Genomic DNA, 14,268 nt, shown 5'->3' with positions numbered 1-14,268 from the left:
AGGGTATCACCCGGAACAGGAAATCGGTGTTCGATGAAGGTTTACACAGTCCATACCCATCCCGGCGATGCCGATCCGATGGAAAACGCGATCCTGATCCATGAAGGCTTTAATTTCTGGGCCTTTATCCTAAGCGGCCTTTGGGCGCTGTATCATCGGTTATGGGCGGCTTTCTTTAGTCTTTTGGCTGTATCGCTGATTTGCAATCTGCTGACTTACCTTTTTGACGGCGGGCCAGAGATGGATTTTGCCCTCGCCCTTGCGACCGGTATCGGTTTCGGCCTGATTGCCAATGATCTTCGGCGTAAAAAACTAGCCGCTGAGGGCTGGAAGCTGGTTGAAATCGTCGCTGGCGCGGATGAAAACGCCGCCGAACATCGGTTATTTGATCGTTTGCGGGGTCATCACACCGCGCAAAACACCATCCAAAATACCCTGCAAAATGCTGTGCCCACCGCCTTACCCGGGAGCATCCCCACCCCATGACTGTTGCGATTATCGATTACGGTTCAGGCAACCTGCGTTCGGCTGCCAAAGCCTTTGAACGCGCGGCCCGCGAAACCGGTTTTTCCAATGATGTCATCGTCACCGATGATCCGGAAAAAGTCCGCAATGCCAGCCATATCGTCCTGCCCGGCGTTGGCGCCTATGCCGATTGCCGTGCCGGTCTTGATGCTGTCACCGGCATGGTTGATGTCCTGACCGAACAGGTGATCAAGGGCGGCAAACCGTTCTTTGGCATTTGCGTCGGGATGCAATTGATGTCATCGGTCGGGCGTGAATTCGCCACGACAACGGGCCTTGACTGGATCAAGGGCGAGGTCGTTGCGATCAAGCCAAACGATCCCGGCCTTAAAATTCCGCATATGGGCTGGAACGAGCTGGTGCTTGATCCGACGGGCAAGGCCCATCCGGTACTTTCAGGCATTGCGGATGGCGATCATGCCTATTTCGTCCACAGCTATCACATGCATGTGCAAAACCCCGATGAACGTCTGGCATCGGTTGAGTACGGCGGCGCATTAACCGCAATGATCGGGCGTGACAATATGGTCGGCACCCAGTTCCACCCGGAAAAAAGCCAAAAGACGGGATTAACCATCCTTGGCAACTTCCTGGGGTGGAAACCATGATTGCACCCAGCGACACCATCGGACCGGAAGTTTCCGCACAACACGTCACCGAACTGACCGCGGGCGAGCTTTCCGACATCGTCGATGCCTGTACCCAGGCCATTGTCGAAGGTGGCGGTTTTGGCTGGCTTTCCCCACCCGACCGTCCGGATATGGAAAAATACTGGCGCGGTGTTTTACTGATGCCGGGACGCCACCTGTTTGTCTCGCGCGTTGATGGTGTGATTTCCGGTGCAGCCCAGTTGCTTGAAACCCCGTCTAACCTTGAAGCACAGTGCCATTCAGCCCAGATTTCCAGCCATTTTGTCGCCCCTTGGGCGCGCGGGCGTGGCAATGGCAAAGCGATTGTGCGCAGTATCGAATATTATGCCCGTGAACATGGCTATTCTGTTTTAAAACTCGACCTTCGCGAAACTCAAACCGCCGCCATCGCACTTTATAACGGGCTGGGTTATGTCCGTTGGGGCATCAATCCCTATTATGCGATGATCGACGGCAAAATGGTCGAAGGTTATTACTACACCAAGAAAATACAGGACACTGACAAGTGAATCTCTATCCGGCAATCGACCTGAAAGATGGTGCCTGCGTTCGCCTTTTGCGCGGTGATATGGACAAGGCCACCGTGTTTAACAATGATCCCGGCGCACAGGCCGGTGAATTTGTGGCCGCGGGATGTCATTGGGTTCATATCGTCGATTTGAATGGCGCTTTTGCTGGGGAACCGGTCAATGGTGGTGCGGTCGATAGCATCCTTTCTGCTGTTGGTGACAAAGCCAAAACCCAGCTTGGCGGCGGTATCCGCACCATGAAAACGGTTGATTACTGGCTGAACAAAGGCATCACCCGCGTGATCCTTGGCACCGTTGCGCTGCGCAATCCCGATTTCGTCAAACAGGCCTGTGCCAAATGGCCGGGCCGGATTGCGGTTGGCATTGACGCGCGCGATGGCTATGTCGCGGTTGAAGGCTGGGCGGAAACATCCGAAGTCACCGCCCTTGAACTGGCGCAAAAGTTCGAAGATTGTGGCGTTACCGCCATCATATTTACCGATATCGACCGCGATGGCGCGATGGGTGGCCCAAACATTGAATCCACCGTCGCCCTTGCCAGTGCAATTTCTACCCCGGTCATCGTATCGGGCGGGGTTTCATCGCTTGATGATCTGATTGATGTTGCCAAACATACCGATGCCGGGATTGATGGCGCGATTTCCGGACGCGCGCTTTATGATGGCCGTATCGATCTTGCCGAAGCCATCAAAGCCTTGTCCTAAAAGGACCCACACAGGAAAACGACCATGCTGAAAACCCGTGTCATTCCCTGTCTTGACGTTAAGGACGGCCGCGTCGTCAAAGGCGTCAATTTCGTTGATCTGATCGATGCCGGTGATCCGGTCGAACAGGCCCGCATCTATGACGCCGAGGGTGCCGACGAGCTGTGCTTCCTTGATATCACCGCGTCCAGCGACAACCGCGATACCATTTTCGATGTCGTTGCCCGCACCGCCGAGGCCTGCTTTATGCCGGTCACCGTTGGCGGCGGTGTCCGCACACTTGATGACATCCGCAAATTACTGCTTGCCGGGGCGGACAAGGTTTCGATCAATACCGCCGCGGTTAAAAACCCCGATTTCGTCCGCCAGGCTGCGCGCAAGTTCGGGTCGCAATGCATTGTGGTGTCGATTGACGCCAAATCGACCGGCCCGGATAAATTCGAAATCTTTACCCATGGCGGGCGCGAACCAACCGGAATTGATGCCGTTTCGTTTGCAAAACAAATGGTCGAATACGGTGCCGGGGAACTTTTGGTGACCTCAATGGATCGTGATGGCACCAAATCGGGCTTTAACGTGCCCCTGACCCGCACCATCGCCGATAGTGTCCATGTACCGGTTATCGCATCGGGCGGGGTTGGCACACTTGATCACATGGTCGAAGGTGTCCGCGATGCCCATGCATCGGCGGTTTTGGCGGCATCGATCTTCCATTTCGGGACCTATCGCATCCGCGAGGTCAAAGACCACATGAAAGCCGCCGGTATTCCGGTCCGTGAAAGTTAAGGCAGCCATCATGACCAAAACACTTGAAGGTGACATTCTTGACCGGCTTTACACGGTCATCGCATCGCGCAAGGGAAGCGACCCCGAAGAAAGCTATACCGCCAAGCTGTTTAACAAGGGTACAGCCAAAATCGCCCAGAAAGTCGGCGAAGAAAGCGTTGAAACCGTGATTGCCGCCCTTGCCGAAGGCCCGGAAAACGTCGCATCCGAAAGTGCCGATCTGCTGTATCATCTAATGGTCCTGTGGGCCGATCGCGGGGTTGAACCAACCGATGTCTGGGCCGCGCTTGCCAAACGTCAGGGCATTTCCGGCAATGTGGAAAAAGCCGCCCGCAAAAACAAGTAAGCATTAAAAACACAGCAGATATGGTGGAATTTTGCCATATCTGCACGGACGGGGCGCATTGCCCAAAATGCAAATTGCGTCCGCGGCCAAGCCTGTCCAATATATCCGCCATACATCAAATATAGCGACCAGGAGCATCCCAATGGCCGTCCCAGCCTATGATCCGCAAAACATCTTTGCCAAAATCCTTCGCGGCGAAATCCCGTGTAGCAAGGTCTATGAGGACGACCACGTTCTGGCCTTTAACGATATCGCCCCGCAGGCCCCAACCCATATCCTTGTGATCCCAAAGGGCGCCTATACCAGCTATGACGACTTCGCCGTCAATGCCTCAGACGCCGAAATCATCGCCTATACCCGTGCGATTGGTAAAATTTCTGCCGAGGCCGGTGTCATTGAGAACGGTTACCGCCTGATTGCCAATACCCGCGATCACGGTCGTCAGGACGTCCCGCATCTGCATGTCCATATCATTGGCGGCAAGAAGCTCGGCCTGATGTTGCCAAAAGATTAGGCTTCGCACCCTAAACCAGATTTCAGGGGCAGGGCCGCCACGGTATCCCTGCCTTTTTAACTTTCGGAATGTCATGACCCGACCCATCCCGACCACCACCGAGATTTTCCAAAGCCTGCCGGGCAACTGGACACTTATGCGCGATCTCGGCCCGACTGGCCAATTCAAGGGTGATGTGACATTCAACCTGGCAGAACCCCAAAAGCCCGGTTTTCTGCGCTATCGCGAAGAAGGCATGCTGGAACGCGGTGATGGCAAACGCTTTGACGGCTACCGCGAATATGACTTCGTCCTGCGCGAAGACCCGCCCGCGATCGAGCTTCTGTTTCGCGATCCGCTCAGCTTTGGCAATCGCTATGTTCTGCTGCAATTTGGCGAGGATGCAACCGAAGGCTTTTGTGCGCGCGACATTCATCCCTGTGGCGAGGATTTCTATCACCACTGCATGATCTGGCATGATGCCAATCATTTCGAAACTAAAATAAAAATCACCGGCCCGAAAAAAGATCACCTGCTGCACAGCATTTATCGTCGCAAAATCAGCTAAACATGGTCGACTAGTATTTGGTTCTGGCATCACGCTGCCCGGTTCGAAAACCACCCCTCACATCCAGCCCAGCCGCAAAACGTGATCACTGCCCCAACACCAAAGACCGCAACCTGTTTGGCACGGGGCCTAAGCCCGATCACCTGCATTTTACGCTGCGCCAGATGCTGCCTGTTGCAGGATCCAATCGCGAAATACCGCGATTTCCGGGTCTTCGCCGCGTCCCTCGGTATAAATCAGGTGATAAGCCCCGCTGCTTTGCAGGCTGGCATCGGCAACGATTTCAAGCGATCCATCGGCCAGCGCCCCTTCGATCAAAACGCGCGGTAACAAGGCCAATCCCATGCCCGCCCTGACCGCTTCGATCAACATAAAGAAATGTTCAAACCCGGCACCGGGCGCACCGCCAATCGCAATATCATGCGCCGCCGCCCAATCATGCCATACCTTGGGCCGGGTGGTATGGATCAGGCGCGGCAAACTCGCAATTATCACTGCCGGATCAGCCCGCAGGACATCTGTCACCAATCCGGGTTTGGCGACAACCACCTGAATTTCATCAAGAATTTTATGCGATACCAATCCCGGCCAATCACCATCCCCAAAATAAAGTCCGACATCAATTTGGCGTCCGCCAAGGTCGGGGCTGCGGTCCGGGGTGGCAAAATTAAGCGACAGGGTTTCGATCACCGGCCGGATATCCGGGTATTCGTTTTGAAACCGATTTAATCGGGGGATCAACCATGAACTGGCCAGCGTATGCAGCGCCCCAATCACCAACCGTTTCTCGCCAACCCCATGGGTGACAAGGTCAAGCGTCGCGGCCTCGATCCCGTCCAAGGCGCGCCGCAAGGCCGGTAAATAGGCCCGTCCTGCATCCCGTAGTGACAGTTTCGGCCCCTGGCGATCAAACAGGGCGATGCCAAGGCTGGCCTCAAGATTGGCGACTTGCTGACTGATCGCGCCGGGTGTGACCGAAAGATCATCCGCCGCGCGGGCAAAACTGCCAAGGCGCGCGGCGGCTTCGAATGCGCGAAGGGCATTGAGCGGCGGAGTGGTCGGGCGCAACGCCATAACAATAGATTTCCTGATGCTAAAGGCAGAACTTCTGGTTTTTACTGCAGTATTCTTTTGTTTTAGACTGATTCCAGCATCAAAGCATTAGTTTTGCTTTTGAACCAGCTTAAACCCGCATAACAGGTGCCCCATGTCGCTTCCCCCCTTCCATCTGGCCTTTCCGATCAAATCCATTGCCGATACCCGCGCTTTTTATATTGATGTTCTTGGCTGTGACGAAGGTCGCTCGACCGAGGCATGGATTGATTTTGATTTCTTTGGTCATCAGCTGTCAGCCCATATTCGCCCTGATGGCGGGCAAAATGCCATGTCGGGCACGGTTGATGGCGATGCGGTGCCGATCCCGCATTTTGGCGCGGTTCTGGAATGGGAAAAATGGCATGATCTGGCGGATCGCCTGAAATCGGCCGGGGTCAAATTCCTGCTAGAGCCCAAAATCCGCTTTAAAGACGAACCTGGCGAACAGGGTACCTTCTTTGTCGAAGACCCGGCGGGAAATGGCCTTGAATTCAAGACGTTCCGCGATCCGGCGATGATTTTCGCTCATTGATACACCACATCAGGCAAAATACCCGGCAAACCACCGGCGGGTTTTGATCAAAATGCCGGAACGCTTTGCTCCACAACGCGTTATGTGATCATGTATAATGCAAGGATACCGGTTTTTACCGGTATCCTTGATAGACAGATATAATCAAAACACATCGCCCCATCACGCACCATTGCCCATCCCGTCAGGAGAACCGACCATGTCCGCCGCTACCGCCAAAACCACCAGCCCCCACCCGAAAATTCTGATCGCTGCGGCGGGCGAGGATGATATCTGGCAAAAGGCAATGGTCGCCCGCCTGCCAGATGCGGATATCGTCACCCAACACGAAAATTACGATCCCGCAACGATTGATTATGCCCTGTTATGGAAACAGCCCCAGGGAATGCTGAAAACCCTGAGCGGGCTTAAGGCAATCTTTTCACTGGGTGCCGGGGTCGATCATGTTTTATCCACGCCAAGCCTTCCGGCCGAGGTTCCAGTGCTTCGCCTTGAAGACGCCGGCATGGCGGATCAGATGGTGCAATATCACCTTTATGCAGCGCTTCATTTCCTGCGCGATTTCGATATCTATACCCGCCAGCAAGCCAAGGCCGACTGGACCCAGCATGACGTCGCGCGCATTTCAAAATACCGGGTCGGGGTGATGGGCTTGGGCGCGCTGGGGGCCGCTGTTGCCACCGCCATGACCCAGATTGGCTTTGCCGTATCAGGCTGGAGCCGAACGATGAAAGCGATTGACGGCATCACCACCTATGCCGGATCAGAAACCTTGACCGAGTTCCTTGGCCAGTCCGACATCCTGATTTGCATGTTGCCGCGAACCCCGGAAACCGAAGGCGTTCTAAACAGCAACACCTTATCGCAACTGCCCAAAAATGCCGCCATCATCAATGCCGCACGCGGTGCCATGATTGTCGAGGCCGATTTGCTGCGCCTGCTTGATACCGGGCATTTGCGTGGTGCGTTTCTGGATGTCGCGATAACCGAACCGCTACCTGAAAGCCATCCGTTCTGGGATCACCCAAAAATCCGCGTCACCCCGCATATCGCCGCCGCCACACGGATCGAAGAATCAGTTGATCAGATCGCCGAAAACATTGATCGCATCACCCGCGGCGAAACCCCGCGCGGGCTGGTTGATCGCAAAACAGGTTATTAAGGCATTTTCCCTAGCATCTCATCCCTCCGCCCTTACAGGCGAGGAGGATGAGTAACCGGGCAAGTCGATGACATAACCGCATCGGCGGCGGCAAGGGACGGCAAGGATACGAACGCGATTGCAAACACCGCATGGTTCCAACCGCCCGCGCCTTTAACCTTTCGCTAAAATTCCTTCATCAACCCATCAACCCCATTGGCAAAAAGCCGCCCCAGCCAATCGGTAAACACCCGCACACGCAGCGAAAGTTGCCGGTTTTGCGGATACAGCACCGAAACTGGCATCGGTTCAGGCGGATATTGCGGCATGATTTCCACCAGCCGCCCGGCGTTTAAATCAGCAAGCGCGCGATAACGCGGCACCTGAATAATACCAAGTCCGGCCAGTGTCGCGGCCATATATAAATCCGCCCCGGTCACCGAAACATCGGCGGGCAATTCAACATGGCGCACCAGACCATCAATGGTGAAATCAAGTGGCATCGGTTTGTCATCCGCCCCAGACAGGAAGCTGACAACCCGGTGCCCCTGACGTTCCAGATCGTCTATTTCCCGGGGCATACCATATTTTTCGATATAGGCCGGGCTTGCCACCGTCACCTCATTCATGGTCATCAGGCGGCGTCCAATCATCGACGAATCGACCAATTCCCCGCTGCGCAGCACACAATCATATCCCTCATGCACCAGATCGACATAGCGATCACCATCGCCGACCAAAAGCGTAATATCGGGATATTGCGCCATAAAATCGGGCAGGGCGGGGATAACAAACATCCGCGCCAGCGTGCCTTGAAGGTTGACCCGTAAAAGCCCCTTGGGCGCACAGCGCAGAAAAATACCATCGGCTTCTTCAAGCTCGGCCAAAATCCGCACACATCGTTTGTAATAAACCTCGCCATCCAGCGTCGGTTTGACCGTGCGTGTTGTACGGGCCAGCAACCGCGTGCCCAGCCGTTCTTCAAGCCGCTGGATCGCATTGGTCATGGTCGCACGCGGAATCTGAAGATCCGCTGCCGCCTTGGTAAAGCTGCTGCGTTCGACGATGCGAACGAAATTGCGCATTTCCTCGAACCGGTCCATCACCCGCCTGATTGTTATTTAAAACCGAATAGTATTGTCGATTATGCGGTAATTATCCGAAATGTCATCTGGTTCATACTGCACCCATCAAAACGCGGCATCACAGCCAAGCAGGAGACCTCAATATGACCACTCCAACAGAAACCAAAACCGCCATCATCACCGGTGCAGCCCGCGGTATCGGCGTTGCCCTTGCCAAACGTCTGGCGCAAGATGGCTTTGCCGTTGTCGTCAATTACGCCAACAGCGCAGCCAGTGCCGATGCCCTTGTCGAAGAACTAAGCGCAAGCGGCCATCAGGCCATGGCAATCAAGGCCGACATTACCAATGCCGATGCCGTCAAACAGATGTTTGATCATGCCGAAACCCGGTTTGGCGGTGTTGACGTCATTGTCAATAATGCCGGTGTCATGACAACACAGCCGATCTCGGAAATGAGTGACGCTGTCTATGACGCGATGATGGATACCAATGTGCGCGGCACGTTCAACATGCTGCGCGAAGGGGCCAAACGCCTGCGCAATAATGGCCGGGTGATTAATTTTTCAACCACCGCCCTGCATCTGAAATTGCCCGGCTATGCGATCTATAACGCCACCAAGGCTGCGGTCGAAGCCATGACCGGCGTCTATGCCAAGGAACTGCGCGGGCGTAATATCACCGTCAATGCCGTTGCCCCCGGTCCGGTGGCCACCGAATTGTTCCTGAGCGGCAAGACCGACGAACAAATCGCCCAGTTTTCCAAAATGCCGCCGATTGAACGTCTGGGCCAGCCCGATGACATCGCCGGTGTTGTCTCCTTCCTGGCCGGACCGGATTCCGCCTGGATCAATGGTCAGACATTACGCGCCAATGGCGGCCTTGCCTAAGCCCGACAATACAATCTGATGACCTTGCAGCGCATTCCCCCGATCGCACATAACAAGGTCATTAGCCAAAGGTGCCGTCCCGAAAAAAGGGGCGGCACCTTTGCTATATGGCGGGGGCTGCTTTACCCAAACAGGATTGGAAAAACAGCAAAATTTCCATCCGGAAATTTGGCAAAACCCCGGTTTTCCATCATGATAGGCATCAACTTTACCTTGCCTCGAACCGACCAAGGATGCCTTCATGACCGACGCCACCAATAATACCGGCACGATTAGCTTTCGCTATGCCAACCGCGATGACTTGCCCGCCATCGTTGCCCTTTTGGCCGATGACGAAAAGGGCAAAACCCGCGAGGATTTCTGCGATCCTTTACCGGAAGTCTATTACGCTGCCTTTGATGCCATGGAATCGCAAAGTACGACCGCCCTGCCCAATAAATACCTGCTGGCGTGCACGGATGAGGTCATTGTTGGCTGTCTGCAACTGACCCTGATTGCCGGATTGTCGCGCATGGGCCGTTTACGGGCGCAAATCGAAGGCGTCCGGATATCGTCAAACTGCCGCGGACAAAAAATCGGTGAAAAGCTGATTTCCGAATCCATTTCGATTTCGAAATTACTTGGCGCGTCACTTGTACAATTCACCACCGATAAAACGCGCAAAGATGCCCATCGGTTCTATGAACGGCTTGGCTTTATCGCCAGTCACGAGGGCATGAAAAAGGAAATCTAGGTTCTGGACCTGTCCCACAAGTCATCCCAAACAAACAACCTTTATCAACGATAGTCAGGGCATTCTTTCCCGCCCGATCATGTTATGATCCCACAAGACCCAAGCCTTACAGCATGCGGAGATACATCATGACACTTTCCGAATTACAGGAAATGGCCACCCTCAAAGGCTTTACCCATCATTTCAACGCCCATGGCAATCATGTGACCTGCGATGGCAAGGATATGAACTATCCGGCCGAAGACCTGACAATCATCGATAGCCGATCCGTCGATCAGGGCACCGATCCCGGCGATGACGCCACCCTTTACATGATCGAAGCCCGTGACGGCACACGCGGCACCCTGATTGTCCCCAGCAGCTTCTATACCGATCATGACAAGGCCGAACTGGTTGATCATTTACAACGCCAAAAACGCTAGGGCCTGAACTTCTCAAGACCAATATGGAACAGTCATGCTCCTTGCGCGTTTTATGGACCAAGACCCTAGAAACAACCAAGGAGATGACAATGAACCTCGCCGAATTACAAGAAAACGCCATTCGTCACGGTTTCTCGCATCACTTCATTTATGAACAAGGCGGGCTGCGATGCGATGGGAATGGCCCGGTTTATCCCCCGGCGGATTTGAAAATCGTCCACAGTAACAGCGTCGATCAGGGTACTGATCCGGGGGATGATGCCACGCTTTACATGATCGAGGCCAGCGACGGCACCAAAGGCATGATGATCATCCCGACAAGCTTCCATACCGACCCGGATAAAGCCCAATTGATCGACGAGTTGCGCCGAAATACGCAATAATATACAGCAGTCGCGCAATCACAAATTCATCTGCAAGCGCACAAAATGAACACAAACCCGCACGCTTGGCGACATGAAGAAAGACAAGTTTAATGTCGTTCTTCAATTCTGACCCTTAGGCGGATACCAAAATGTCGGACCTGTTGCCGTTTTTCAGGGCCTGGGTTGCCGATCCCCGGCGGGTTTGCGCTATTTCCCCGTCCGGCCCGGCACTGGCAGCCCTAATGACGTCCGAAATATCGCCTGCCATCAGCTCGGTTCTTGAACTTGGTGCCGGAACCGGGGTTTTTACCCGGGCGCTGATCGCACGCGGTCTGGATGAAGCCGACCTGACATTGATCGAAGCCGGGGCGGATTTCGCCCGATTGCTGTCAATGCGTTATCCCCGGGCGCGCATCCTGCATACCGATGCCACCCGTCTTGCCCAACGCGATCTTTACCCCGCCTTCAGTCTTGGCGCCGTCATCAGCGGCCTGCCATTGCTATCCATGAACTCGCGTCAGGTTATGGGGGTCCTAAACGGGGCATTTCGCTATATGCGGCCCGACGGTGCCTTTTATCAGTTCACCTATGGCCCGCGCTGCCCGGTGCCATCTGAGATCCTTGACCGCATGGGTCTTTGTTCAACCCGGATTGGCACAATCATGCGTAATGTCCCACCATCCTCGGTCTATCGGATTTCACGCATTCCCTAAATCGAAAAGCAACCAGATCCCGACTGACCTAACGCCGATACACCATATGCCGATAACCAAGCGCCTCGGCAATATGACCACGTTTAACGGCTTTGGCCCCGGCCAGATCGGCAATGGTGCGCGCAACCCGTAAAACCCGGTGATATCCGCGCGCTGAAAGCTTCATCTGGCGCGCCGCATCCTGCAAAAGCCCCCGGCTACCTTCATCAAGGCTAGCGGCGTTTTGCAGCACCTCGCCATCAGCCTCGGCATTGGTTAAAACATGGTCGTTTTTATATCGATATGATTGAATTTCCCGCGCCGCCAAAACCCGGTCACGCACCGCTTGCGTCTTCTCGCCGCTTGCCGGAAGGTCAAGTTCCTCTGGCCGAACAGCCGGAACATCAATCTGAATGTCGAAACGATCCAAAAGCGGCCCCGAAATCCGCGCCTGATAATCCTCGCCACAGCGCGGCGCACGGGTACATGCCAAATCATTATCGCCCAGATAACCACAACGGCACGGGTTCATCGCCGCCACCAATTGCACCCGTGCCGGATAGGTCACATGCGCATTGGCGCGCGCCACCGATACCTGCCCGGTTTCAAGTGGCTGACGCAGCGCATCAAGCACATTGCGCTGAAATTCCGGCAGTTCATCCAAAAACAGCACCCCATTATGCGCCAGCGAAATCTCGCCCGGGCGCACCCGATGCCCGCCCCCGACCAAGGCGGGCATGCTGGCACTGTGATGCGGGGTACGAAAGGGCCGGGTTCGGATTAACCCGCCTTCGGGAAGCATCCCGGATACTGAATGAATTACTGTGGTTTCAAGCGCCTGTCGGGCATCCAGATCGGGCAAAAGCCCCGGTAAACGTGCTGCCAACATCGACTTTCCCGATCCGGGCGGGCCACTCATCAATAAATTATGCCCCCCGGCGGCGGCGATTTCCAACGCCCGTTTGGCACTTTCCTGCCCCTTGATATCGCGCAAATCAGGCAAGGAAACCGGGCTTGGTATGACCTTTGGTGCAATTGGGCGCGATAAAATCTGCGTGCCTTTGAAATGATTGATCAACATGGTCAGGTTGGTCGGCGCAAGGATTTCAAGCGCGCCAGCCCAAAGCGCCTCTGCCCCGTTATCTACCGGGCAAATGATCCCGCGTTCCATGCCGCTTGCCTGCATGGCTGCGGGCAAAACCCCGCCAACCCCGGTCACACTACCATCAAGTCCCAATTCACCCAGAACAACAAAACCCGCCAGATCATCATGACCAATCACATCCATCTCGGCCAAAAGGCCCAACGCAATCGGCAAATCGAAATGCGACCCTTCCTTAAGCAAATCCGCCGGGGCCAGATTGATCGTGATGCGTTTGGGCGGCAATGCCAAGCCCATGGCCGATAATGCCGATCGCACCCGTTCCCGCGCCTCGGACACCGCCTTATCGGGCAGGCCAACAACCGTAAACGCCGGCAATCCGCTTGCCATCTGAACCTGAACATCGACCGGGATGGTGTTGATCCCGGAAAAGGCAACGGTTGTGACCCGTGCTGTCATGTGATGGCATTCCCCATAACCCATAGTTGCGCTACTTTGGCGGGAAACCGAGATCAAGGCAACAAGTCGTTAAATGCCAGTGGATTAGAACGGGGATTAGGGACAAGCAAGATCAGGAACGAACCCGCACGCCGGTGTCTTTTGCAAAAGATCGGATCAATCCGTGTTAAAGTGATATTTCTTCATCACCCGACCAAACAATCAAGACACGTCTAATCACCGTCATTCACGATTTGATACGTGACGAGATGTCAAATACGTCCAGAAAAACAAAGGTTATGCGTCTGCTTCCGGGGATTTTTCCGGTTCATCGGAAACGGCGTCATCCGCATTCCCCACGTCGCCCACCGCGGCTTCTTCATCACGCGGCGGCAGGAATTCCTTACGGCACGGCACAGCCGCACCGTCCACGACAGTCCAGCCGAAATTACGAAACTTGCCAAAGCTTTCTTTTTTCATCGTGATGCCGCTAGCGCGGTGTTTGCGCACATCGGCGGAATCCTCGCCCTGAATTTTTCCGGCCCTTGCCCAGGCACGTTCACGCATGGCTTTGGTAATTACGGTCATCTGGTTCCTTGAACTATCGAATAATCGCGGCATTGGGTTCTATCATATCCGATTGCGATCCATCGCGCATCAGACACGTAACGCCGCTCATACCTCAAACCCATCCATTTTGACAGATGAAGTCGAAATACATCACATGTCGGACGGACGAATCAGGTGGTATTCACCTTGCACGATGTCCAAATATTTCGCTCAATCAAGTGATTGCTCATATATTGCAATGCGATATGATGATGCGGTTCTACCTGTAAAACAGGTAGATTAAATTTGAATAGGAGAAAGTCATTGGTTTCACAGCGCCCCAAAGCCATTCCAACGGTTCAGGTCGATGACGACACCGTCAGGGTCACCGAATGGCATTTTCCGCCCGGTGCGGAAACTGGCGGCCATGTGCATGAAATGGATTATGTCGTCGTCCCGATGACCACCGGCGCCCTGACCATCGAAATGCATGATGGCAGTGTCGTCACATCAGAACTAACAGCTGGACAATCCTATGCCCGCAAAACCGGCGTTGCCCATAATGTCATTAATGACAACCCGTTTGCGTTCACTTTTGTTGAAGTTGAACTCAAACCATAAGCAA

20 protein-coding genes are annotated in these 14,268 nt (G+C 54.5%); 16 read left to right on the top strand and 4 right to left on the bottom strand.

Going from position 1 to position 14,268, the window contains the following annotated elements; translation table 11 throughout:
• Positions 1-33 precede the first annotated feature (33 nt).
• From TALK_RS01650 to TALK_RS01615, 8 genes are all read left to right on the top strand, one after another.
• Positions 34-486: a DUF2628 domain-containing protein gene (locus TALK_RS01650; RefSeq protein WP_085615181.1), complete on the top strand. Its 453-nt coding sequence runs from the start codon at positions 34-36 to the stop codon at positions 484-486.
• Positions 483-1,133: an imidazole glycerol phosphate synthase subunit HisH gene (gene hisH, locus TALK_RS01645; protein ID WP_085615178.1), complete on the top strand. Its 651-nt coding sequence runs from the start codon at positions 483-485 to the stop codon at positions 1,131-1,133. Before TALK_RS01650 ends, hisH begins: the two co-directional genes overlap by 4 nt.
• Positions 1,130-1,684, top strand: a complete 555-nt coding sequence (locus TALK_RS01640) for a GNAT family N-acetyltransferase (protein WP_085615176.1) — start codon at positions 1,130-1,132, stop codon at positions 1,682-1,684. The genes hisH and TALK_RS01640 overlap by 4 nt, the downstream gene beginning before the upstream one ends.
• The gene (hisA, locus tag TALK_RS01635) at positions 1,681-2,409 is read left to right on the top strand and encodes a 1-(5-phosphoribosyl)-5-[(5-phosphoribosylamino)methylideneamino]imidazole-4-carboxamide isomerase (protein WP_085615174.1); all 729 of its coding nucleotides are present in this window, start codon (positions 1,681-1,683) and stop codon (positions 2,407-2,409) included. Before TALK_RS01640 ends, hisA begins: the two co-directional genes overlap by 4 nt.
• A gap of 24 nt (positions 2,410-2,433) precedes the next feature.
• Positions 2,434-3,195, top strand: coding sequence for an imidazole glycerol phosphate synthase subunit HisF (gene hisF, locus TALK_RS01630; RefSeq protein ID WP_085615172.1), 762 nt, complete (start codon positions 2,434-2,436; stop codon positions 3,193-3,195).
• A gap of 10 nt (positions 3,196-3,205) precedes the next feature.
• Entirely contained in the window at positions 3,206-3,541 is a 336-nt protein-coding gene (locus TALK_RS01625) for a phosphoribosyl-ATP diphosphatase (protein ID WP_085615170.1), read from the top strand.
• Positions 3,542-3,683: 142 nt separating this feature from the next.
• Positions 3,684-4,055 (top strand): histidine triad nucleotide-binding protein, encoded by a 372-nt coding sequence (locus TALK_RS01620; protein WP_085615168.1) that lies wholly within the window; start codon positions 3,684-3,686, stop codon positions 4,053-4,055.
• 73 nt (positions 4,056-4,128) lie between these two features.
• Positions 4,129-4,602 carry a DUF6314 family protein gene (locus TALK_RS01615; RefSeq protein ID WP_245829627.1) on the top strand — a complete coding sequence of 158 codons (474 nt, stop codon included), beginning with the start codon at positions 4,129-4,131 and terminating at the stop codon, positions 4,600-4,602.
• A gap of 150 nt (positions 4,603-4,752) precedes the next feature.
• Here TALK_RS01615 and TALK_RS01610 read toward each other — a convergent pair whose 3' ends face one another.
• Positions 4,753-5,676 (bottom strand): LysR substrate-binding domain-containing protein, encoded by a 924-nt coding sequence (locus tag TALK_RS01610; protein WP_085615166.1) that lies wholly within the window; start codon positions 5,674-5,676, stop codon positions 4,753-4,755.
• Between the two features lie 133 nt (positions 5,677-5,809).
• Between TALK_RS01610 and TALK_RS01605 the strand changes: the two genes are divergently transcribed.
• A complete protein-coding gene (locus TALK_RS01605; protein WP_085615164.1) occupies positions 5,810-6,229 on the top strand; it encodes a VOC family protein in 420 nt (139 codons plus the stop codon).
• A 199-nt stretch (positions 6,230-6,428) separates the two neighbouring features.
• Entirely contained in the window at positions 6,429-7,391 is a 963-nt protein-coding gene (locus TALK_RS01600; RefSeq protein WP_139833690.1) for a 2-hydroxyacid dehydrogenase, read from the top strand.
• A gap of 164 nt (positions 7,392-7,555) precedes the next feature.
• Here the strand turns inward: TALK_RS01600 and TALK_RS01595 are convergent, their stop codons facing one another.
• Positions 7,556-8,473, bottom strand: coding sequence for a LysR family transcriptional regulator (locus TALK_RS01595; RefSeq protein ID WP_085615160.1), 918 nt, complete (start codon positions 8,471-8,473; stop codon positions 7,556-7,558).
• A 125-nt stretch (positions 8,474-8,598) separates the two neighbouring features.
• Here TALK_RS01595 and TALK_RS01590 point away from each other — a divergent pair, with 125 nt between their 5' ends.
• The 5 genes from TALK_RS01590 to TALK_RS01570 all read left to right on the top strand — a co-directional run bounded on the left by TALK_RS01590 (position 8,599) and on the right by TALK_RS01570 (position 11,575).
• Complete coding sequence (locus tag TALK_RS01590) at positions 8,599-9,342, top strand: SDR family oxidoreductase (protein WP_085615158.1); 744 nt, start codon at positions 8,599-8,601, stop codon at positions 9,340-9,342.
• Positions 9,343-9,583: 241 nt separating this feature from the next.
• Positions 9,584-10,075 (top strand): GNAT family N-acetyltransferase, encoded by a 492-nt coding sequence (locus TALK_RS01585; RefSeq protein WP_211274751.1) that lies wholly within the window; start codon positions 9,584-9,586, stop codon positions 10,073-10,075.
• A 128-nt stretch (positions 10,076-10,203) separates the two neighbouring features.
• On the top strand, positions 10,204-10,497 hold the full coding sequence (locus TALK_RS01580; RefSeq protein WP_085615157.1) for a phosphoribosylpyrophosphate synthetase: 294 nt from the start codon (positions 10,204-10,206) through the stop codon (positions 10,495-10,497).
• A gap of 89 nt (positions 10,498-10,586) precedes the next feature.
• Positions 10,587-10,880: a phosphoribosylpyrophosphate synthetase gene (locus TALK_RS01575; RefSeq protein ID WP_085615155.1), complete on the top strand. Its 294-nt coding sequence runs from the start codon at positions 10,587-10,589 to the stop codon at positions 10,878-10,880.
• A 131-nt stretch (positions 10,881-11,011) separates the two neighbouring features.
• Positions 11,012-11,575: a class I SAM-dependent methyltransferase gene (locus tag TALK_RS01570; protein WP_085615153.1), complete on the top strand. Its 564-nt coding sequence runs from the start codon at positions 11,012-11,014 to the stop codon at positions 11,573-11,575.
• A 28-nt stretch (positions 11,576-11,603) separates the two neighbouring features.
• On the opposite strand, the gene TALK_RS01565 is transcribed toward TALK_RS01570, so the two are convergent.
• Both TALK_RS01565 and TALK_RS01560 read right to left on the bottom strand, forming a co-directional pair.
• Positions 11,604-13,115: a YifB family Mg chelatase-like AAA ATPase gene (locus TALK_RS01565; RefSeq protein WP_085615151.1), complete on the bottom strand. Its 1,512-nt coding sequence runs from the start codon at positions 13,113-13,115 to the stop codon at positions 11,604-11,606.
• 276 nt (positions 13,116-13,391) lie between these two features.
• Positions 13,392-13,682: a hypothetical protein gene (locus tag TALK_RS01560; protein WP_245829626.1), complete on the bottom strand. Its 291-nt coding sequence runs from the start codon at positions 13,680-13,682 to the stop codon at positions 13,392-13,394.
• A gap of 285 nt (positions 13,683-13,967) precedes the next feature.
• Between TALK_RS01560 and TALK_RS01555 the strand changes: the two genes are divergently transcribed.
• Positions 13,968-14,264, top strand: coding sequence for a cupin domain-containing protein (locus TALK_RS01555; RefSeq protein ID WP_085615149.1), 297 nt, complete (start codon positions 13,968-13,970; stop codon positions 14,262-14,264).
• Positions 14,265-14,268: the final 4 nt, after the last annotated feature.

The sequence above is a fragment of the Thalassospira alkalitolerans genome (assembly GCF_002115745.1).
GTDB lineage: Bacteria > Pseudomonadota > Alphaproteobacteria > Rhodospirillales > Thalassospiraceae > Thalassospira > Thalassospira alkalitolerans.
The sequence above is the reverse complement of the archived record's forward strand: the minus strand, read 5'-3'. Positions and strand labels throughout refer to the sequence as shown.

Bases quoted from the DNA above. Each gene is read 5' to 3' on its own strand.
- TALK_RS01650 (WP_085615181.1), top strand. From the start codon at position 34: ATGAAGGTTTACACAGTCCATACCCATCCCGGCGATGCCGATCCGATG.
- hisH (WP_085615178.1), top strand. From the start codon at position 483: ATGACTGTTGCGATTATCGATTACGGTTCAGGCAACCTGCGTTCGGCT.
- TALK_RS01640 (WP_085615176.1), top strand. From the start codon at position 1,130: ATGATTGCACCCAGCGACACCATCGGACCGGAAGTTTCCGCACAACAC.
- hisF (WP_085615172.1), top strand. From the start codon at position 2,434: ATGCTGAAAACCCGTGTCATTCCCTGTCTTGACGTTAAGGACGGCCGC.
- TALK_RS01625 (WP_085615170.1), top strand. From the start codon at position 3,206: ATGACCAAAACACTTGAAGGTGACATTCTTGACCGGCTTTACACGGTC.
- TALK_RS01620 (WP_085615168.1), top strand. From the start codon at position 3,684: ATGGCCGTCCCAGCCTATGATCCGCAAAACATCTTTGCCAAAATCCTT.
- TALK_RS01615 (WP_245829627.1), top strand. From the start codon at position 4,129: ATGACCCGACCCATCCCGACCACCACCGAGATTTTCCAAAGCCTGCCG.
- TALK_RS01610 (WP_085615166.1), bottom strand. From the start codon at position 5,676: ATGGCGTTGCGCCCGACCACTCCGCCGCTCAATGCCCTTCGCGCATTC.
- TALK_RS01605 (WP_085615164.1), top strand. From the start codon at position 5,810: ATGTCGCTTCCCCCCTTCCATCTGGCCTTTCCGATCAAATCCATTGCC.
- TALK_RS01600 (WP_139833690.1), top strand. From the start codon at position 6,429: ATGTCCGCCGCTACCGCCAAAACCACCAGCCCCCACCCGAAAATTCTG.
- TALK_RS01595 (WP_085615160.1), bottom strand. From the start codon at position 8,473: ATGGACCGGTTCGAGGAAATGCGCAATTTCGTTCGCATCGTCGAACGC.
- TALK_RS01590 (WP_085615158.1), top strand. From the start codon at position 8,599: ATGACCACTCCAACAGAAACCAAAACCGCCATCATCACCGGTGCAGCC.
- TALK_RS01585 (WP_211274751.1), top strand. From the start codon at position 9,584: ATGACCGACGCCACCAATAATACCGGCACGATTAGCTTTCGCTATGCC.
- TALK_RS01580 (WP_085615157.1), top strand. From the start codon at position 10,204: ATGACACTTTCCGAATTACAGGAAATGGCCACCCTCAAAGGCTTTACC.
- TALK_RS01575 (WP_085615155.1), top strand. From the start codon at position 10,587: ATGAACCTCGCCGAATTACAAGAAAACGCCATTCGTCACGGTTTCTCG.
- TALK_RS01570 (WP_085615153.1), top strand. From the start codon at position 11,012: ATGTCGGACCTGTTGCCGTTTTTCAGGGCCTGGGTTGCCGATCCCCGG.
- TALK_RS01565 (WP_085615151.1), bottom strand. From the start codon at position 13,115: ATGACAGCACGGGTCACAACCGTTGCCTTTTCCGGGATCAACACCATC.
- TALK_RS01560 (WP_245829626.1), bottom strand. From the start codon at position 13,682: ATGACCGTAATTACCAAAGCCATGCGTGAACGTGCCTGGGCAAGGGCC.